This window comes from Amycolatopsis sp. cmx-11-12, assembly GCF_046269425.1.
Classification (GTDB): Bacteria; Actinomycetota; Actinomycetes; order Mycobacteriales; family Pseudonocardiaceae; genus Amycolatopsis.
The window spans coordinates 33,873-56,454 of record NZ_JADNQM010000032.1 but is presented as its reverse complement, the minus strand read 5'-3'; the positions used below and the strand labels follow the sequence as shown (position 1 = coordinate 56,454).

At 69.8% G+C, this 22,582-nt stretch carries 2 protein-coding genes; both read left to right on the top strand.

Annotated features, from left to right (window positions below; genetic code table 11):
- Positions 1-32 precede the first annotated feature (32 nt).
- Positions 33-22,244, top strand: a complete 22,212-nt coding sequence (locus ACLARN_RS33350; protein ID WP_409495449.1) for a non-ribosomal peptide synthase/polyketide synthase — start codon at positions 33-35, stop codon at positions 22,242-22,244.
- Positions 22,241-22,450 (top strand): MbtH family protein, encoded by a 210-nt coding sequence (locus ACLARN_RS33345; protein WP_409495448.1) that lies wholly within the window; start codon positions 22,241-22,243, stop codon positions 22,448-22,450. The genes ACLARN_RS33350 and ACLARN_RS33345 overlap by 4 nt, the downstream gene beginning before the upstream one ends.
- The last annotated feature ends 132 nt before the right edge of the window (positions 22,451-22,582 follow it).

Genomic DNA, 22,582 nt, shown 5'->3' with positions numbered 1-22,582 from the left:
ACGACGCTCTTGAACGGTGGAGGCAGAACCCGATGAACCGCGGCTTTCCCCTGACCCCGGCGCAGCAGGGGATCTGGCTCGCTCAGCAGCTCGACCCGGCCGATCCGGTCTACACGATCGGCTGGGTCGCGGAGCTTCACGGCGACATCGACATCGCCCGCCTGGGTGCGGCCGTCCGGCGGGCGGTCGCGGAGGCCGAGTGCCTGCACGTCACGGTCGAACTGGACGGCAGTACGCCGGTCCAGCGCCCTGTGACCCCTGGTGAGGTCGCCGTCCTCGACTTCACCGCCGAGCCGGATCCGGAGCGGGCGGCCGACGAGTGGGCGCGGGCGGAACTGGCCGTGGCCGCCGATCTCGGCCGCGGTCCGCTCACCGGGCATACGCTGCTGATCCTGGGCGAAGACCGGGTCCGCTGGTTCCAGCGCTACCACCATCTGGTGATGGACGCGCACGGGCAAGCCGTCTTGACCCGCCGCGCGGCCGCCCTCTATTCGGGCACCGCCGACGAGGTCGCCTGGCCGCTCGCGGGTCTGGTCGAGGACGCCTATGACGACAAGGCCGACCACGCCTACTGGCTCCGCGAACTCGCGGGCAGGCCGAATCCGGTGCGGCTGCTCGAACGCGCGTCGTCCGGCCCGGTCCGGCTGCGGCGGCACTCGTGGGAGCTGCCCGCGGCGAAGACCGACCGCCTCCGGAAGTTCGCGCTCGACGAGGGAACGAGGCTGTCGCGTGTCGCGATCGCCGCCGTGGCGGCCTATGCCCACCGTGTGACCGGCGCCGAAGACCTCGTCCTCGGCCTGCCGGTCACCGCGCGCACCACCCGCACGCTGCGCGAGCAGCCGGGCATGATGTCCAACGTCCTGCCGTTGCGGCTTTCCGTGCGGCCGGAGACGACTCCGGCGCGGCTGGTCGCCCAGGTCGCGGAGAAGGTCTCCGCGCTGCTGGAGCACAGCCGGTACCGCGGCGAGGACCTCGCCCGTGAACTCGGCGCGAGCGGCGGGGTCCACGAACTCGTCGGGCTGAGCGTGAACTTCATGGCCGTGGACGGCGAACTCGCGTTCGGTGACGCGAGTGCCACGGTGCACAACCTCGAACTCGGGCCGGTCAGCGACGTCGCCATCGCCGTCTACGACGCCGGTGAAGGCCGGGGCCTCCGCTTCGACTTCGACGCCGACGCGGCCGTCTCTTCGGACGACGAACTCGCCGAGCACCGTCGCCGGTTCGCTGTGGTGCTGGACGCGCTGGTGGAGCGGCCCGAGTTGCCGCTGGCCGCGATCGACCTGCTCTCGGCCGAAGAACGGGCCCAGGTGCTGGAGTTCGGGACCGCCGTGGCTGATTCGCCGGAGGTGTCCTGGCCCGAAGCGTTCGGCCGAGTGGTGGCGCGGCGGCCGGATGCCGAGGCCGTCATCTGCGAGGATGTCCGGCTGACCTACGCCGAGGTCGACGCCGCCGCCAACCGCCTCGCCCGCCTGCTGCGGAATCGCGGTGTCGGCGACGAGGACGTCGTCGCCGTGGCGATGCCGCGTTCGGCCTATCTCGTCGTCGCGCTCCTCGCCGTAATGAAAGCCGGTGCGGCGTATCTCCCGCTCGACCTCGACCACCCCGAGGACCGCGTCGCGTACATGCTGTCGCACGCCGGTGCGAGGATCGTGGTGTCCACAAAGGACGAGGCCGCCCAGCTGCCGTCCAGTGTGGACGCCGTCCTTCTCGACGATCCGGCGATCGCCGCCGAGCTCTCGGCGCTTGACGCGTCCACTGTGGACGTGAGCGGGATCGCCCTGAGCCAGGCCGCATACGTCATCTACACCTCGGGTTCGACCGGGAAGCCGAAGGGCGTGGTCCTGTCCCACGACGGGATCGGCAGCCTGATCAGCACGGCGACCGAACGGATCGGCATCGGCGAGGACAGCCGGGTCGTGCAGTTCGCCTCGACCGGCTTCGACGTGACGGTCTGGGATCTGGTCATGTCCCTGTGCGTCGGCGGGACGCTGATCGTGGTGCCGTCGCATCGCCGGGTCGCGGGTGTCGAGCTGACCGGCTACATCGCCGCCAACGCGGCGACGCATATGATCCTGCCGCCGTCGCTGGTCGCGGCCCTGCCCTCGGACTGCGAGCTGCCGAAGGGCGCGGTGCTGATCGTCGGCACCGAGACCGTCCCGCCGGAACTGATCGCGCGCTGGGCCGAGGACCTCAAGGTCGTCGCCGCGTACGGGCTGACCGAGGCGACGGTGAACTCGACGTTGTGGCCTGCTGAGCCGGGCTGGACCGGTCCCATCCCGATCGGCGGACCGGATCCGAACACCCGCTGCTACGTCCTCGACACCGCCCTGCGGCCGGTCCCGGTCGGCGTCGAGGGGGAGCTGTACGTCGGCGGCCGCGGGCTCGCGCGGGGCTACGCCGGACGTCCGGGGCTGTCGGCGGAACGCTTCGTCGCCGATCCTTTCGCGGGTGGCGGAGAGCGTATGTACCGCACCGGCGACCGGGTCCGCTGGCGCGCGGACGGGAACCTCGACTTCCTCGGCCGCACCGATCACCAGGTCAAGATCCGCGGGTTCCGGATCGAACCAGGGGAGATCGAATCCGCGCTCGCCGGGTATGCCGGGGTCGAGCGGATCGCCGTCGTGCCGCGCGACCGGCGCCTGGTGGCCTACGTCGTTCCGCGAGTGGGCGGCTCACCGTCACTGCTGAAGGAGCTGCGCGCCCACGCCGAGTCGGTGCTGCCGCACTACATGGTGCCGTCGGCATTCGTGGAACTCGACCGGCTCCCGATCATGCCGAACGGCAAACTGGACCGCACTTCACTGCCCCTGCCCGATTTCGGTGCCTCGGCCACCGGCCGTGCGCCACGTACCGAGCGGGAACGGATCCTGTGCGACGTCGTCGCGCGGGTCCTCGGGCTGGCTTCGGCCGGCGCGGACGACGACTTCTTCTCCCTCGGCGGAGACAGCATCCTGTCCATCCGGCTGGTGCTGGGCGCGGCGGAACACGGTCTCGCGATCACGCCGCGTCAGGTGTTCCAGCACCGGACTCCCGAGGCGCTCGCCGCCTGCGCGGAAGCCGTGTCCGTCGAGTCCACTGTGGACGAGCGGCCGCTGCTGGAGCTGACCGATGCCGAACGCGCGGCGCTCGCCGAGTACGCCGACGTCCTGCCCGTGACGCCGTTGCAGGAAGGGTTCTTCTTCCACGCGGAGTTCGAAGGCGGCCCGGCAGCTGACATCTACACGGTCCAGGAGGTGCTCGACCTCGAAGGAGATGTCGACGCCGACACGCTGCGCCGGTCGGCGCAGGCGCTGCTGGACCGGTATTCTTCGCTGCGGTCCGGTTTTCGACAGCTCGACGGCGGCCAGGTCGTCCAGCTGGTGACCCGGCACGCCGAACTTCCCTGGCGTGAGGTGACCGCCGATGAGGCCGCGGAAGCCTTCGAAGCCGACCGTGCACGCCGGTTCGACTTCGCACGGCCGCCTTTGATGCGAGCGACCTTCGCCAGGACCGGCGAAGACCGGGCCAAGCTGGCGCTGACGTTCCATCACATCATCGCCGACGGCTGGTCGGTCGTGGTGCTGCTCCGCGAACTGCTGGCGGGTCACGCGGGCACTCCGCTCCCGGAACCCGGCACCCGCACGGACCACCTGCGACGGCTCGCGGCGCGTGATCACGAGGCTTCGAGGGAAGCCTGGCGGACGGCGTTGTCCGAAGTGGACGAACCCACCCGGCTGGTCGAAGGGCGACCTGGAGCCGAGCGGCGGCCGTCACGGGTACATCTGAACCTCGGCGAGCAGGCGACGGCGGGACTGTCGGCCATGGCACGCGAGCACGGCCTCACCCTCGGCACCGTCCTGCACGGTGCGTGGGGGCTCCTGCTCGGCGGGCTCACCGGCCGGGACGACGTGCTGTTCGGCAGCACGGTCTCCGGTCGTGAGACCGGCGCCGCCGGCCTCGAATCGGCGGTCGGCCTGTACATCAACACGGTGCCGGTGCGGTTGCGCTGGTCCGGGTCCGACACCGTCGTCGCCGTGCTGCGGCGGTTGCAGGACGAGCAGTCGGCGTTGCTGGACCACCAGCATCTCGGCCTAGGCGAACTGCAACGGATCGCCGGAGCGGGACAGGAAGAACTGTTCGACACCCTTGTCGTCGTCGAGAACTTCCCGCGTGACGACGAGCGCGCGTCCGGAACCGTGCGCCTCATCGGCGTCGAGGTCACCGACGCGGTGCACTTCCCGGTCGCGGTGATCGTGACTCCGGGCGAAGACCTGGGCTTCAGCCTCAAATTCGACGCCGCCCGGATCGACGCGGTCGCGGCCGGGCAGCTCGCGGAACGGTTCGCCAGGCTGCTGGAGACGCTGACCGCGAACCCCGGCCTGCCGGTCGCCGCGCTGGACCTGCTGTCGCCCGCCGAACGCGGCCGCCTCGCCGAACTCAACGCGACCTCGCATCCGGTGCCGGAGCGCACGCTGGCCGAGGCCATCGCCGAGCAGGTCGCCAAGACGCCGTCCGCGACGGCCGTGGTGTTCAAGGACACCGAACTGTCCTATGCGGACCTTGACGCCCGCGCGGAGGAATTGGCCCGCAGGCTGCGTTCGCTGGGCACCGGTCCCGACGAGGTCGTGGCCGTCGCCGTGCCGAGGTCGGCCGAGCTGATGGTCGCACTCCTGGGCGTCCTCAAGGCCGGAGCCGCCTACCTGCCGATCGACCTCGACTACCCGGCCGACCGGTTGGAGTACATGCTGGCCGATTCCGGCGCTCGGCTCGTGGTCTCCGAACCCGGGACGGCCTCGCGGATCCCCGTCGTCACCGGACTGACGCCGGTCTCCGTGATCGGCGAGCCTGCCGACGACGTCCCGGGCGTCGCCGCCGGACCGGACAACGTCGCGTACCTGATCTACACCTCCGGCTCGACGGGGCGGCCGAAGGGTGTGGCCGTCACGCATCGCGCGATCGTCAACCGGCTCGCGTGGATGCAGCACGAGTACCGGCTCACGGCCTCGGACCGGGTGCTGCAGAAGACCCCGTCGAGTTTCGACGTCTCCGTATGGGAGTTCTTCTGGGCGCTCTGCGAAGGCGCCGCGGTGGTGCTGGCCGAACCGGACGGCCACCGCGACCCGGCGTATCTCGCGCGGGTGATCCGGGAGCGGGAGATCACCACCCTGCACTTCGTCCCGTCCATGCTCACCGCTTTCCTGGCCAGCGACGAGGTCACCCGCGACCTGGGCTCCTTGCGTCAAGTGTTCTCCAGTGGCGAGGCGCTGACCGGCGAAATCGCCACCCGCTGGCGCTCGCTTACCGGTGTCCCGCTGCACAACCTCTACGGCCCGACCGAGGCCGCCGTGGACGTGACCTTCTTCGACACCCGCGGTTCCGAAGGCGCGTCCGTCCCCATCGGACGTCCGGTGTGGAACACGCGGCTGCACGTCCTCGACGGATGCCTTCGCCCGGTGCCCGACGGCGTCGCGGGTGAGCTGTATCTCGCCGGTGTCCAGCTGGCCCGCGGCTATCACGGACGGCCCGGCCTGACCGCCGAACGGTTCGTCGCCGACCAGTTCGGCGAACCGGGCCAGCGGCTGTACCGGACCGGGGACCTGGTCCGCCGCCGTGCCGACGGCGAACTCGAGTACCTCGGCCGCACCGACCGGCAGGTGAAGATCCGCGGCAACCGGATCGAACTCGGCGAGATCGAGGCCGTTCTCGCCGCGCAGCCGGACGTCACGGCCGCCACGGTCGTGGCGAAGGACGGCGCGCTCGTCGGCTATGTCGCCGGTGGCGCGGATCCGGAGCGCCTGCGTGCCGCGGTGAGCGAGGCGCTGCCCGCCCCGATGGTCCCGAACTCGTTTGTGGTCCTCGACGAGTTCCCGTTGACCCCCAGCGGAAAGCTCGACGTCCGCGCGTTGCCCGCGCCCGAGATCGGCCTGCCCGCGACCGCACCCGAGAACGACCGGGAACGCGCCCTGGCGCGGATCTTCGCCGACGTCCTCGGCCTGGACACCGTCGGCGCCGACGGGGACTTCTTCCTGCTGGGCGGCGACAGCATCTCGTCGATCGCCGTGTCGAGCCGCGCCCGGCGGGCAGGGTTCGACTTGAGCCCCAAGGACGTTTTCGAACTCCGGACCCCGGCCGCGCTCGCCGCTTCCGCCACGCCGGTCGAGCCGGTGGCCGACACCGACGGCATCGGCGCACTCCCACTCCTGCCCGAAATGCTTCGGCTGCGGGAGCTGGGTGACGCGGTCCAGCCGGAGTCCGTGCTACTGACCCTTCCGACCGGGGCCGACGTCGAGACACTCGCCGCGGCCCTGCAGCTCGTGCTCGACCACCACGACGGTCTGCGGCTCGAACTGTCGAGGGTCGCTTCGGTGCTGTGGTCGCTCGAAATCCGTCCACAAGGGACAGCTCAGGCGGCCGATCTGCTTCGTCATGGGACCGGGTCCGTCGAGGCCGAGTATCGGGACGCCGTGGACAGGCTCACGGACAACCTGCTGCAGGCCGTCTGGTTCGACGAGCCGGGCAGGTTGCTCCTGGTGGCGCATCCCGCGCTGCTGGACGCCCGGAGCTGGACAACGCTGGCAGCCGATCTCGCGATCGCCTGGCAAGCCGTGACCGGCGGTCATCCACCGGTGTTCACACCGGTGAGGAATTCGCTGCGGACCATCGCCCGCCGGATCACCGAGAGCGCACAGGCCCCCGCGCTCCTCGACGAAATCGAGCACTGGGCCGAGACCTTGGCGTCCGGCTCCGTCGAGATTCCCGGCGACGCCGCCGAACGTCGCGTCACCCTGTCCATCGAGGACACGCGGACGCTCGTCGACTCGCTGCCGTCCACGGGGCACGGCGACGTGACCGACGTTCTCCTGACCGCGCTGAAGGCCGCCGTTGACGGCGATCTCCTCGTCGATCTTCACGGACCCGTGGACGCGGCGGACACCGTCGGCGCGTTGACGTCGGTCCGTCCGGTCCGGATCACCGCGTCCGGCGAACCGCTCGCGATGCTCAAGGCCGTCAAGGAAACCGTTCGGAAGACGCCCGAAGGCTACGGTCCGCTGCGCTATCTCAACGCCCAGACCGGGCCGCTGGTCGCCGGGCTCGCGAAGCCGCGGATCGCCCTGCGTTACGACGGCCGAATCCCGGCCGGATCGGGGGAGTGGCAGGTCGCCGGGTACGCGGCGGTGCCTCCGGCGGGCGACCACGTCCTGCGGATCGGCGTCGCGTGCGAGGAGACCGAGGACGGGCCGAGGTTGACGGCGACGTTCGCCGGCCCGGCCGGAACGCTCGCGGACCGCTGGGTCGCCGCTTTGCGCGACCTCGCGGCGGCGGACCTCGACGTGCCCGTGGGGCTCACGCCGTCCGACCTCGAACTGGTGTCGCTGACCCAGGAGGAGATCGTCCGCGTCGAGCGGTTCAGCCCGGTCCCGGTCGCCGACGTCTGGCCGTTGTCCCCGCTCCAGGAAGGCCTGTTCTTCCACTCCAGCTACAACTCCGACCGGGTCGACATCTACACGATCCAGGAGGCGATCGACTTCGATCACCGCCTGGACGCCGGACGGTTGCGGTCGGCGGTGTCCGCGCTGCTCCGCCGGATCCCGAGTCTCGGAGCCGGTTTCACCAGCGAGGGGCTGCGAGGTCCGGTTCAGTTCGTGGCGGCCGCCGTCGAACCACCGGTGTCCGAAGTGGACCTTTCGGCACTGTCCGAAGAGGACCGGCGGGCACGGCTCGACGAACTGATGGCGGAGGACCGCGCGACACGGTTCGACCTCGGTGCCCCGCCGCTGTTCCGCTTGAAACTGGTGCGGCTCGGGGGCGGGCGTGACCGGGTGGTGCTGAACCGGCACCTGCTGCTCTGGGACGGCTGGTCCGCCTGGCTGTTCATCGAGCAGCTGTTCGCGCTGTACGACCTCGGCGGCGACGACCGGACGCTCCCCGCCGCCGGGTCCTATGTGGACTTCCTGCGCTGGCTGGACCGGCAGGACATCGAGACCGCCACGAGCGCGTGGCGCGAGGCCCTGTCCGGGCTCGCGGAGCCGACCGTCATCGGGCCGGAAGGCCGGGACCTGGCCCCCGCCACGCCGGTCAACCTGGACACCGTCCTGCCCGGCGACCTGGGCCGCAGGCTCCGGGAACAGGCCCGGCGGCACGGCCTGACCGTCAACTCCGTACTCAACGCAGCCTGGGGACTTGTCCTCTCGACCATGACCGGGCGGCACGACGTCGTATTCGGTGCCGCCGTCGCGGGCAGGCCCGCCGCCGTGCCCGAGATCGAGAACACCATCGGCCTGTTCCTCAACACCGTGCCCACCCGGGTGCGGCTCGACGCCGGCGAATCCGTGCTGGACCTGGTGCGGCGCTTGCAGTCCGAGCGGATGGACCTGACTCCCTACGAGTTCATGAGTCTCGGCGTCCTGCAACGGGAGGCCGGGCACCGCGTCCTGTTCGACACGCTCTTCGTACTCCGCAACGCCGATGGTGAGGAACGGCGCGACGGCCTCCGCCACCGGCACGGCATCACCGACCTGCTCAACATCGACGCGACGCACTACCCGCTGACGCTGGTGGTGACGCCGGGCGAGGAAATCCGGGTCACGCTGTCCTACCGGGACGACGTGATCGACTCGGCCGAGGCCGCGTCGGTCTTGGGCCGGTTCACCTCACTGGTCGAGCAGATCGTCGAAGACCCGGCGAAACCCGTCGCCGCACTCGTGGCGGTGTCCACTGAGGACCGCGCCGCGCTGGAAGCCGGCTGGGCCGAGGCCGAGCACCCGGTGATCGAGGACACGATCGCGGACCTGCTGGCCGTCCAGGCCGAGCGGACACCCGACGCGATCGCTTTGGTGTTCGGTGAAGAACAACTGACCTACGCGGAGCTCGACGCGCGGATCAACCGGATGGCCAGGCTGCTACTGGCGAAGGGCGCCGCGCCGGAACAGGTGATCGCACTCGGCCTGCCGCGGTCGATCGACATGGTCGTCGCGCTGTTCGCCGTGCTGCGGACCGGCGCGGCCTACCTGCCGCTGGAACTCGACTACCCGGCCGACCGGCTCGCGGTGATGCTGGAGGACGCCGGACCACTGTGTCTCGTGTCCACAAAGGACGTTTCGGCGACCCTTCCCGACACCACGCCGCGGGTGCTCGTCGACGACCACGAGGACAGGGCGTTCGGCGAAGGCCCGATCTCCGACGTCGAACGCCCGCTGTTCGCGCGCGGCCGGGCGGATCGCCTGGAGCATCCGGCGTACGTCATCTACACGTCGGGCTCGACGGGCAAACCCAAGGGCGTCGTGACGCCGTACCGCGGCCTGACGAACATGCAGCTCAACCACCAGGGCGCGATTTTCGCCCCGGCCATCGCGTCGGCGGGCGGACGGCGGCTGCGGATCGCGCACACCGTGTCGTTCGCCTTCGACATGTCCTGGGAAGAGCTGCTGTGGCTCGTCGAAGGGCACGAGGTCCACGTCTGTGACGAAGAACTGCGGCGCGACGCGCGGGCGCTCGTGGCGTACTGCGACGAGCACGAGGTCGACGTCGTCAACGTGACGCCGACGTACGCCCACCTGCTGATCGAGGAAGGGCTGCTGGAGGGGCACCGGCCCGCGCTCGTCCTGCTCGGCGGCGAGGCGGTCTCGGAGTCGGTGTGGAACCGGCTGCGTGACACCGACGGGACTTACGGCTACAACCTGTACGGCCCCACCGAGTACACGATCAACACACTCGGCGGCGGCACGACCGACAGCGACACCCCGACCGTCGGCAAGCCGATCTGGAACACCCGCGCCTACATCGTGGACGCCTGGCTCCGGCCTGTCCGGGACGGTGTCGCGGGTGAGCTCTACATCGCCGGAGAGGGTCTGGCCCGTGGCTACCTCGGGCGTCCCGGCCTGACGGCCGAACGGTTCGTCGCCGACCCGTTCGTCACGGGTGGCGGGCGCATGTATCGCACCGGCGACCTGGTGCGCCGCCGCCCGGACGGCAATCTCGACTTCCTCGGCCGGTCCGACGACCAGGTCAAGATCCGCGGCTACCGGGTCGAACTCGGCGAGATCGAGACCGCGCTCAGCCGGTATCCGGAGGTCGCGCAGGCGGCCGTCATCGCGTGGCCCGATCCGTCCGCGCCGGGTTTGCAGCGGCTCATCGGGTACGTCGTCCCGGCCGAACTGAGCGGGGACGCGCGAGCCGAGGCGGAGGCCGACCAGGTCGGCGAATGGCGGCAGATCTACTCCGACGAGTACACCGAGATCCCGACCGCCCTGTTCACCGAGGACTTCGCGGGCTGGGATTCCAGCTACGACGGCGATCCGATCCCGCTGGAACACATGCGGGAATGGCGGCAGGCGACCGTGGACCGGATCGCCGAACTGAAACCGGAGCGGGTGCTGGAGATCGGGGTCGGCACCGGTCTGCTGATGGGGCAGATCGCGCCGCTCGCCCGGGAGTACTGGGGCACCGACCTCGCCGCGCCGGTGATCGCGAAACTGAACCGGGAGCTGGAACAGGACCCGGAGCTGGCGGCCAAGGTGAACCTGCGCGCCCAGCCGGCGCACGTGTTCGACGGCCTGCCCGCCGGACGGTTCGACACGATCGTGATCAACTCCGTCGTCCAGTACTTCCCGAGCATCGACTACTTGACCGACGTCGTCACCCAGGCGATCGGCCTGCTCGCACCCGGCGGCGCGCTGTTCGTCGGCGACGTCCGGAACCTGCGGCTCGCCCGTGCCTTCCACACCGCCATCCAGCTGACCCGCGCCGACGCCACGTCCGACGTCGCCCAGGTGCGGCGGGCGATCGAACGCGGGGCGGCGCTGGAGAAGGAACTGCTGATCGACCCGGACTACTTCACCGCGCTCGCGCGGCGGCTTCCGGGTGTGGCGGCGCAGGTCCGGATCAAACGGGCCCGGCTGCACAACGAACTGAGCCGGTACCGCTACGACGCGGTGCTCGTGAAGGCACCCGCCGAGACCTTGTCGGTGGCGCGGGCGCCGCGGCTGTCCTGGGACGAGGTGGGCTCGCTCACCGCGTTGGAAGAGCGGCTCACCGACGCGGAAACGCTGCGGGTGAGCCGGATCCCGGACGCCCGGCAGGCGCCGGAAGTCGAGGCGACCCGCGCGTTGGACGCCGGTGCGCCGCTCATCGACGTCCTGGAGTTGTTCCGTGCCCGAGGCGGGGTCGAGCCCGAGGACGTGCACGAACTCGGTGACCGGCTCGGCTTCCGGGTGCACTGCACCTGGTCGTCCGACGGTGCCTTCGACGCGGTGTTCGTCCACAAGGGACAGACGAACGCGCTGGTCACCGATGTGCACGTGCCGGTTTCGGCCGGCACCAACCTGGCCAAGTACGCCACGAGCCCGACCGCGGCCCGCGGTGGCGGCGAACTGGTGCAACGCCTGCGGGACAGGCTCAAGACGGAACTGCCGGACTACATGGTCCCGGCGGCGTTCGTCACGCTCGGCGCGTTGCCGCTGACCGACAACGGCAAGCTCAACGTGCGGGCGCTGCCGGAGGCCGATCAGGCGGTGCGGCTCGCCGAGAGCCGCCCGGCCGAGACGGTCGCGGAGGAGACGCTGTGTGCGCTCTTCGCCGAGGTGCTCGGGCTGGACGGGGTCGGCGTCGAGGACAGCTTCTTCGACCTCGGCGGCCATTCGCTGCTCGCCACCCGGCTCATCAGCCGGGCCCGGACCGAACTCCGCGCCGAACTGGCCATCCGTGACCTGTTCGAGGCGCCGACGGTCGCCGAACTGGCCGCTCGCGCGGGCGGTGGCGAACCGGCGCGGCCGGCGGTGGTCCGTGCCGGGCGTCCCGAACGTGTCCCGCTGTCGTCCGCCCAGCGAAGCCTCTGGCTGGTCGACCGGATGGAAGCGAACGCGGTCGCCTACAACTTCCCGCTGACCTTCCGGTTGCGCGGAGGACTCGATTTCGAATCCCTGCGCGCCGCACTGGGCGACGTTCTCGGCAGGCATGAAGTACTGCGGACCGTCTTCGCCGAGCACGATGGAGAGCCCTACCAGCGCGTCCTCGACGCGCCAGAGATCCCGTTCGCTGTCGAGGACTGTGACGAGGCCGGGCTGGACGCCCGCGTCGCCGAGCTTTCGCGGACGCCGTTCGACCTGGCGCGGGAGATCCCGGTCCGGCTGCGGGTGCTGCGGCTCGGCGCCGAAGACCAGGTGATCTCGCTGGTCCTGCACCACAGCGCGACCGACGAATGGTCCGACCGCCCGTTCCTGGCCGACCTGACCTCGGCTTATCGAGCCCGTCTCGACGGCGAGAGTCCGGTGTGGACGGACCTCCCGGTGCAGTACGCCGACTTCGCGTTGTGGCAGCAAGACTTCCTCGACCAGCGCGGCGCCGATCAGGTCGCCTTCTGGACGGAGTCCCTGCGTGGTGCGCCGGACGAGCTGACCCTGCCGCTGGACCGCCCACGTCCGCTGCGGCCGACCGGCCGCGGCGGGAAGGTGAATTCCCGGCTGTCCGAAGAACTGTCGGCCGCCGTGCGCGATCTGGCGGCGAAGGCGGGAGCGAGCCCGTTCATGGTGCTCCAGGCGGCGGTGGCCGCGTTGCTGCACCGGACCGGCGCGGGCGACGACATCCCGCTGGGCGCCCCGATCGCGGGGCGGACCGACGCGGCGCTCGACGATCTCGTCGGGTTCTTCGTGAACACCCTGGTGCTGCGGACCGATCTCTCCGGTGAGCCGACGTTCGCCGCGCTGCTCGACCGGGTACGCGAGGCGGATCTCACCGCGTTCTCCCACGGTGACCTGCCGTTCGAGCGCGTGGTCGAGGAGCTGAACCCGCCCCGGTTGCCGGGACGCAACCCGCTGTTCCAGGTGATGGTGGGCTATCACCGGCAGAGCGGCGCCCACGACGTGCTCGGCCTGCCCGCCGAGTGGTTCGAGATGGACACCGGCATGGCGAAGTTCGACCTGCACTTCACGATGGTCGACGCCGGGAACACCGCCACGCTGATGCTGGAGTACGCGGAAGACCTCGCCGACGAGGCCACAGCCAGGTGGCTGCTCGACCGGCTCGCGTCCCTGCTGGAGCAGGTCACCGCCGAACCGAGCCGTCCGGTCGCCACGCTCGACGTCCTCGTCGGCGACGAACTCGCGCGGATGACCGAGTGGAACCGCACGGCTCATGAGGTCCCGGTCGCGACGCTGCCGGAGTTGTTCGAGGCGCAGGTGGTGCGGACGCCGGATGCGCCCGCTGTGGTGTTCGGGGACGTCGTGGTGTCCTATGTGGAGCTGAATGCTCGGGCGAATCGTCTGGCGCGGTGGTTGGTCGGGCAGGGTGTGGGTGTTGAGTCGGTGGTGGCGGTGTCGCTGCCGCGGTCGATCGATCTGGTGGTCGCGTTGTACGCGGTGCACAAGGCGGGCGGGGCTTACCTGCCGGTCGACCGCGACTACCCGGCGGATCGCATCGCCTTCATGCTCGAAGACGCCGCTCCCGCGGTCGTTCTCGACGGACTGCCCATTTTGGACAGTTATCCCGACGTGAACCTGGGCCGGGTTGTTGACCCGTCGTCTCCGGCGTACGTGATCTACACATCGGGTTCGACTGGGCGCCCGAAGGGTGTTGTGGTGCCTCACCAGGGGATCGTCAACCGTCTACTGTGGATGCAGGGCGAGTACGGTCTCACGGCCGAAGATCGAGTGTTGCAGAAGACGCCGTCGAGTTTCGACGTGTCGGTGTGGGAGTTTTTCTGGCCACTGATCACCGGTGCCACGCTGGTGGTCGCGAAGCCCGAGGGACACAAGGACCCGGCGTACCTCGCGGAGCTGATCCGCACCGCCGGGATCACGACCGTCCACTTCGTCCCGTCGATGCTCGCACTGTTCCTGGAGACGGCGGACTGCACAGGGTTGCGGCGCGTCATCTGCAGTGGTGAGGCGCTGCCGTCGGAACTGGCCGCCCGCGTGGACGTCCCGCTGTACAACCTCTACGGGCCGACCGAAGCTTCGGTCGACGTCACCGCTTGGCCCGCCGGTGCCGAGACGACTCCGTCGGTCCCGATCGGACGTCCGGTGTGGAACACGCGGACGTACGTGCTGGACGCCCGGCTCAACCCGGTCCCGCCGGGTGTCCCCGGTGAGCTTTACCTGGCCGGTGCGCAGCTCGCACGCGGATACCTGGCCCGGCCCGGGCTGACCGCCGAGCGCTTCGTGGCGGACCCGTTCACGGTGGGGGAGCGCATGTATCGCACCGGCGACCTCGCGCGCTGGTCCGCCGACGGTGTCCTGGAGTTCCTGGGCCGGGTTGACGACCAGGTCAAGATCCGCGGCTTCCGGGTCGAACTCGGTGAGGTCGAGGTGGCCCTGACCGCTACTGGGTCTGTCACGCGCGCTATGGTCGTCGCTCGTGAAGACCGGTTGGTGGCCTACGTGGTCGGGTCCGACACCGGATTGCGGGACGCGGTCGCGGCGAAACTGCCCGAGCACATGGTGCCGTCGGCGTTCGTCGTGCTTGACGAGATCCCGCTGACCCCGAACGGCAAACTCGACCGCAAGGCGCTCCCATTACCCGAGTTCGTGACCAACGAAGGCCGCGAACCGCGGAATGTGCGGGAAGAGGCGTTGTGCGCGTTGTTCGCCGACGTGCTCGGCGTCGAGCGGGTCGGGATCGATGACGACTTCTTCACGCTCGGCGGGCATTCGCTGCTGGTGATGCGCCTGGTCAGCCGGATCTCGGCGAGCCTGGACGCGACGGTCTCAGTCCGTGACGTGTTCGACGCCCCCACCGTCTCGGCGCTGGCCGAACGGCTAACGGGACCGTCGGCCCAGCCGGTCTTGAGCGCCGGTACCCGTCCGGACCTCCTACCGCTTTCACCCGCGCAGCAACGGTTGTGGTTCCTCTACCAGCTCGAAGGGGTCACGCCCACCTACAACATCCCACTCGCCTGGCGTCTGCACGGCGAGCTGGACGCGGACGCGTTACAGGCGGCCATCGGCGACGTCGTAGAGCGGCACGAAACGCTCCGGACCGTGTTCGTAGAGGAGGACGGCGCTGTCACGCAGCGGATCCTCACGGACGCGCGACCTGAAGTCGTGTTCACCGAAGCTGGGGATCTGTCCGCTGAGGTCGCTCGCGGATTCGCCCTCGACGAGGAACTCCCGATCCGGGCGACGGTCTTCGCCGTGTCGGAGCGGGAATACGTTCTGCTGCTGGTGCTGCACCACGTGGCGACGGACGAGTGGTCGCAAGGGCCGCTGATGGCCGACCTCGCCACGGCGTACGAGGCCCGGCTCGCCGAGAACGCTCCACAGTGGACGGAACTGCCGGTCCAGTACGCGGACTACGCCTTATGGCAACGGGAATTGCTGGAATCGACGGCCTCCGGGCATCTGGAGTTCTGGCGAGACGAGCTGGCGGGACTGCCGGACGAGCTGGTCCTGCCGTCGGACCGGCCGCGTCCGGCCGAGTCGAGCCACCGCGGTGGCCTCGTCACCTTCCCGATCGGCACCGCCCTCACCGGCCGCCTGCGCGAGGTCGCACGGCGGCACGACGTCAGCATGTTCATGTTGGCGCAGGCCGCGGTCGCGGTGCTGTTGCACCGGCTCGGCGCCGGCGACGACATCCCACTCGGCGCACCGAGTTCCGGCCGTACCGACGAACGGCTGGAGCCGCTGGTCGGTTTCTTCGTGAACTCGCTCGTGCTGCGCACCGACCTGTCCGGCGACCCGGCGTTCGGTGACCTGCTTTCACGGGTGCGTGCGGCGGACCTGGCCGCGTTCGAGCACCAGGATCTGCCGTTCGAGCGTCTGGTCGACGCGGTCAACCCGGAACGCTCGCTGGCCCGCCACCCGTTGTTCCAGGCGATGGTGGTCTACCTGCCCGAATCAGGGGAGGGCCTGCGGCTGTCCGGCCTTCGCGCGGAGCAGGAGGCCTTCGCGCAGGGTGTCGCCAAGTTCGACCTCGAATTCGGCTTCCTGGAGAACCCCGATGGGATCTCGGGCGCGATCGAATACAGCGCCGACCTGTTCGACCACGCCACGGCCGAGGGATTCGCGCGGCGGCTGGTCGCCGTGCTGGAGCAGGTGGCCGCGGATCCCGCGATCCCGGTCGGCGCGCTCGACGTCATCGACCAGGACGAACGCGCTCTGCTCGGGCGTTGGAACCGCACGGCTCATGAGGTCCCGGTGGTGACGTTGCCGGAGTTGTTCGAGGCGCAGGTGGTGCGGACGCCGGATGCCTCCGCTGTGGTGTTCGGGGACGTCGTGGTGTCCTATGTGGAGCTGAATGCTCGGGCGAATCGTCTGGCGCGGTGGTTGGTCGGGCAGGGTGTGGGTGTTGAGTCGGTGGTGGCGGTGTCGCTGCCGCGGTCGATCGATCTGGTGGTCGCGTTGTACGCGGTGCACAAGGCCGGTGCGGCCTACTTGCCGCTCGACACGGAATATCCGGCCGATCGACTGGCCTTCATGCTCGAAGACGCCGGTCCTGCGGTCGTTCTCGACACCTTGCCTGACCTCGACGGCTACTCCGGAGAGAACCTGGGCCGGGTTGTTGACCCGTCGTCTCCGGCGTACGTGATCTACACGTCGGGCTCGACGGGGCGTCCCAAGGGTGTTGTGGTGCCTCATGAAGGCATCGTGAACCGTCTACTGTGGATGCAGGACGAGTACGGTCTCACGGCTGATGATCGGGTGTTGCAGAAGACGCCGTCGAGTTTCGACGTGTCGGTGTGGGAGTTCTTCTGGCCGCTGATCACCGGCGCGACCCTGGTGGTCGCCAAACCGGACGGCCATCGGGATCCGCGGTACCTTCAGGCGCTGATCCGAGACCAGGGGATCACGACGCTGCATTTCGTCCCGTCGATGCTGGAAGCGTTCCTGGCCGAGGATCCTCACTGGCACGGCGTCCGCCGGGTCCTGTGCAGTGGCGAGTCACTACCGCCGGAACTCGCCGCACGAGTGGACGTCCCGCTGCACAACCTCTACGGGCCCACCGAAGCCTCGGTGGACGTGACCTCGTGGGAGATCGTCGACGGCACCGTCCCTATTGGACGTCCGGTGTGGAACACGCAGGTCCACGTTCTAGACGCCCGGCTCCAGCCGGTTCCGCCGCGTGTCCCCGGTGAGCTTTACCTCGCCGGTGCGCAACTCGCCCGCGGTTACCTCGGCCGGGCGGGACTGACCTCGGAACGATTCGTGGCCAACCCCTTTGTGGCGGGCGAGCGGATGTATCGCACGGGTGACCTCGCGCGATGGCGTCCCGATGGCGCGCTCGAGTACCTCGGCCGCATCGACGACCAGGTCAAGCTGCGCGGGTTCCGGATCGAACTGGGCGAGATCGAGTCCGTGTTGTCGCAGCGGGTTCCGGCACGGGTGGTCCTGCGGGACGGCAGGCTCGTCGCCTACCTGGCCGGATCGGCCGACGTCGAAGACACCCTGCGGCTGGCGGAGGCCGCACTGCCGGAGTACATGGTGCCGTCGGCGTTCGTGGTGCTGGACGAGTTCCCGTTGACACCCAACGGGAAGCTCGACCGCAAGGCGCTGCCCGCCCCGGACTTCGCCGAGGCCGTGTCCGACGACACTCCTCGTACTCCACGGGAAGAACTGCTCGCGTCGCTGGTCGCTGGTGTGCTCGGTCTGGAGAAGGTCGGTATCCACGACGACTTCTTCCGTCTCGGCGGCGACAGCATCGTCGCGATGCAACTGGTCGGCCGCGTGCGGAGTGCCGGGCTGCTGCTTAGTCCGCGCGACGTCTTCCGGCAACGGACCGTCGCGGCACTGGCCGAGGTCAGTTCGGTGCGGCTCGACGCCCCCGCCGCGGTGAGCGGGAAGCCGTTGGTGGACCTCGATTCCGCCGAGCGCACCGAGATCCTCGAAGCCGCACCGGACACGGCCGAGGTGTGGCCGCTGACGCCGTTGCAGGCCGGGTTGCTGTTCCACGCGACGATGGATGGCGACGGACCCGACGTCTACACCGTCCAAGTCTCGTTTGACCTCGACGGACCACTTGATCCGGCGCGATTGCGTGACGCCGCGCAGGCACTCGTCGACCGCCACTCCGTCTTACGCACCGGATACCGCTACCTGGCCTCCGGCCGTCCGGTCGCGCTGGTGGCGCGGTCGGTCACGGTTCCCTGGCGTTTCGTGGACTCGGCTGACGCCGTCGAAGCGGAAATGGCCGGTGACCGGCGCCGGTTCGATCCGGCGTCCGCTCCTCTGCTGCGTTTCCTGCTGCTGGCGCTGCCGCAGGGGCGGCACCGGCTGGTGTTTACCCATCAGCACGTGCTGCTCGACGGCTGGTCGGTGCCGCAGTTGTTCGCGGAGCTGTCCCAGCTGTACGCGGGCGCGGACCTGGCACCCGCCCGGCAGTATCGCGACCATCTCGGCTGGCTCGGAGACCAGGATCGCGAGGCTGCTGGAGCCGCTTGGCGGCAGGCGCTCGACGGGCTGGCCGAGCCGACCCACATCGTTCCGCACGACCCTCAGCGGATCCCAGCGCTGCCGGAGCGCCGTTCGCTGGAACTGTCGGAGCAGGCGACCAGCGCGCTGGCCGAACTCGCCCGCTCGCGAGGGCTGACGCTGAACACGCTGGTCCAGACCGCGTGGAGCATCGTGCTCGGCAGGCTGACCGGCCGGTCGGATGTCGTGTTCGGCGCGACGGTCGCCGGGCGTCCGCCCGAACTGGCCGGGGTCGAGCGGATGATCGGCCTGTTCATCAACACGCTCCCGGTCCGGATCGTGTTCGACCCGGCCGAAAAGCTGGGTGCGCTGCTCGGCCGGGTCCAGGACGAGCAGTCCGGCCTGATCGCGCACCAGCACCTCGGTCTCGCCGACATCCAGCGAGATGCCGGGCTGGGGGAGCTGTTCGACACGCTGATGGTGTTCGAGAGCTACCCGGGCGCGGAAGACGACGAGACCGGAATGGGGCTGCGCGGGGAGATCGTGCGGCACGACGACTCCACGCACTATCCGCTCACCTGGGCGGTGGAACCCGGCACCCGGTTGAAACTTACCGCCGAGTACCGCGCCGACCTGTTCGAGGCCGCTTTGCCGGAACGGCTTCCGGTCGCGATGGAGCGGGTCCTCGCCGCGATGGTGTCCGATATGGACGTTCCCGTCGGCAGGGTCGACATCCTGGCCGAGGCCGACCTTCACCGGGTCGTCCGCGAGTGGAACGGTCCGGCGCTCGACGTCGCACCGTCCACTGTGGCCGGTTTGTTCGAGGTGCAGGTCCGGCGTTCGCCCGAAGCGACGGCGGTGGTGTCCGGCGAGGTCGCCTTGACCTTCACCGAGCTGAACGAGCGCGCCAACCGGCTCGCCCGGGCGTTGGTCGCCCACGGGGTGGGTCCCGAAGACTTCGTCGCCTTGGCGCTGCCGCGTTCGGCGGACGTGCTGCTGGCGATCCTCGCAGTCCACAAGGCGGGGGCGGCGTATCTGCCCCTCGACCCGGACTACCCGGCCGAACGGCTCGTCGCGATGCTGACCGACGCGCGGCCCAAGCTGATCCTGACCGAGCCCGAGCTGCTGGAGTCATTGCCCCGGAACGAGATCGAGACGCTGGTGCTGTGCGCGCTCGTCACCGAAGACCGCCTGGCACACGACCTGACCGATCGGGACCGCGTCCGCCCGCTCAGCCCGGACCATCCGGCGTACGTGATCTACACGTCGGGTTCGACAGGGACGCCCAAGGGGGTCGTCGTCCCGCATCGCGGTGTGGTGAACCTGTTCCACAGTCATCGCGCCACCCTGCACCGGCCCGCGGTCGAGGCGACCGGCAAGCCGCATCTGCGGGTGGGGCACGCCTGGTCGTTCTCCTTCGACGCCTCCTGGCAACCGCAGCTGTGGCTGCTCGACGGGCACGCCGTGCACATCGTGGACGAGGAGACCCGTCGCGATCCCGAACTACTGGCCGCGATGATCGAACGGGACAGCTTCGACTTCATCGAGGTCACACCGTCGTTCTTCGCGCAGATGGCGGACGCCGGTCTGCTCGACGGCGACCGGTGCCCGCTGGCCGTGATCGGCGTCGGCGGCGAGGCGGTGCCCGAGAGCCTGTGGCGCCGTCTGGCCACTCTGGACGGAACCGAGGCCTTCAACCTGTACGGGCCGACGGAGTCCACAGTGGACGCACTGGTCGCGCGGATCGGTGACAGCGAAAAACCACTGGTCGGCCGTCCGATCGCGAACACCCGTGCCTACGTGCTGGACGCGGCGCTACGGCCGGTGCCGCCCGGCGTCACCGGTGAGTTGTACCTCGCCGGTTCCGGTCTCGCCCGGGGCTACCTCGGGCGGGCCGCGCTGACGTCGGAACGGTTCGTGGCGGATCCGTTCGGCCCTGCGGGCGCGCGGATGTACCGCACCGGCGACCTCGCCCGGTGGACCGCGGACGGGCGGCTGGACTTCGGCGGGCGCGCCGACGACCAGGCGAAGATCCGCGGCTTCCGAGTCGAACCGGGCGAGGTCGAAGCCGTACTCGAGCGACACGACGAGGTCACACAGGCTGTCGTCCTGGTGCGCGAGGACCGCCCGCGGGTCAAGCAGCTGGTGGCTTACGTGGTGTCCACTGTGGACCTCACGGAACTTCGGCGTTTCGCTGCCGAGACCTTGCCGGACTACCTGGTCCCGGCGGCGTTCGTAGCACTCGACGCGCTTCCGGTGCTGTCCAACGGGAAGCTGGACCGTAAAGCGCTTCCCGCGCCGGACTACACGGAGCTGGCCGGTGGCCGGACGCCTGAGACCGCGCGGGAGAAGACGCTGTGCGCGCTGTTCGCGGAAGTGCTCGGCGTGCCGGAACTCGGTGCCGACGACGATTTCTTCGCCCTCGGCGGGGACAGTATCGTCGCAATGCGGCTGGTCAGCCGGGCGCGTGCGGCCGGACTGAAGATCACGCCGCACGAGGTGTTCGCACGGCGGACGGTCGCGGCGCTGGCCGAGATCGCCGAGAACCTGGAGGTCGACGACTCGGTACCGCTGACGCCGATCATGCACGCATTGCGCGAACTCGGCGGTCCGATCGCCGGATACCACCAGGCGGCCCTGCTGAGGACGCCGTCGGGGATGACCGGCGACCAGTTGGCGACCGTGCTCGGCGCTGTCGTCGCCCGGCACGACATGCTGCGCGCACGGCTCGACCGATCGGTGAACGGCTGGGCACTCCGGGTGTCCGAGTCTGTCGACGTCCTCATCGAGCGTGTCGACGTCGAAGGCGCCGACCTGTTCGCGGTGATCGAGCGGCACGCGGAGCCGACCCGGGCCCGGCTCGACCCGGACTCCGGCGTGATGATGGGCGCGACGTGGTTCGACGCGGGACCGTCCGAGCCCGGACGGTTACTGCTGATGATCCATCACCTGGCCGTCGACGGTGTCTCGTGGCGGATCCTGCTGCCGGACCTCGCTTCCGCGTGGGAGGCGGTCGTTCTCGGCCGGGCGCCTGAGCTGTCCTCTGTGGACACGCCGTTCCGGCGGTGGTCGGAGGCGCTGTCCACCCAGAAGCGCGAAGGCGAGATGGACCGGTGGAAGTCGGTGCTGGGCGGCGGGGATCCGCTCCCGCTGGACCGGCCGCTCGACCCCGCTCGTGACGTGCTGGGAACCGTGAAGAAGGTGTCGCTGACACTGCCCGCCGAACGCACGGCCCCGCTGCTGTCCCACGTGCCGTCGGCGTTCGGCGCGACGGTCAACGACGTCCTGCTCACGGGCCTCGCGCTCGCCGTCGCCCGGTGGCGCCGGGACGAGGGCAGGGCGATCCTGGTCGACGTCGAAGGGCATGGTCGCGAGGAGGAACTGGCCGGTGGCGCGGATCTTTCGCGGACCGTCGGCTGGTTCACCAGCGTCGTCCCGGTGTGCCTCGACCTCGGCGACCTCGACCTGGAGGACGCGTTCGCGGGTGGTGCCGCGGCCGGTGTCGCGCTCGATCGGGTGCGGGCGCACCTCGACGGCCTGCCGGACGCGGGGATCGGGCACGGCGTGCTCCGGTATCTCGACCCGCGCACCGGTCCCGAACTCGCGGAGTTCGCGAAACCGCAGATCGAGTTCAACTACCTCGGCCGCATCGGCGTCCCCGAGGCGACCGACTGGTCGTACGCGGCGGAGGCTGAAGCGGCCGAAGTCGGCGCGGACGACGGGATGCCGGTCTCGCACGCGCTCACGATCAACGCACTGACCGAGGACCGCCCCGGTGGTCCCGAATTGGGCGCACACTGGTCATGGCCGGAGGCCGTGCTGACCGAGGGGTCGGTACGGGCGCTGGCGGAGGACTGGTTCGCCGCACTGGACGCGCTCAGCCGCCGGGCGGATACAGCGGATACACAGAAGGAGAACAAGGCATGACGAACCCGTTCGAGAACCCCGACGGCACGTACCTGGTGCTGGTCAACGACGAGGGACAGCACAGCCTCTGGCCCGAGTTCGTCGAGGTCCCGGCGGGCTGGACCACGAAGTTCGGCCCGGCTTCGCGCCCGGAGTGCCTCGAGTACGTCGAGACCAACTGGACCGACCTGCGGCCCGCTTCGCTCATCAAGGCCATGGAGTCCTGACCACGTACCTCACGTGATCAGACACGTAACTCGCGTGTCTGGACGGACAACTCGCGTGATCAGACGGAGAACACGCGTGATTGAACGGATGACACGACCTCGGCCGAGCCGATCGTCGTGTTCTCCGTCTGA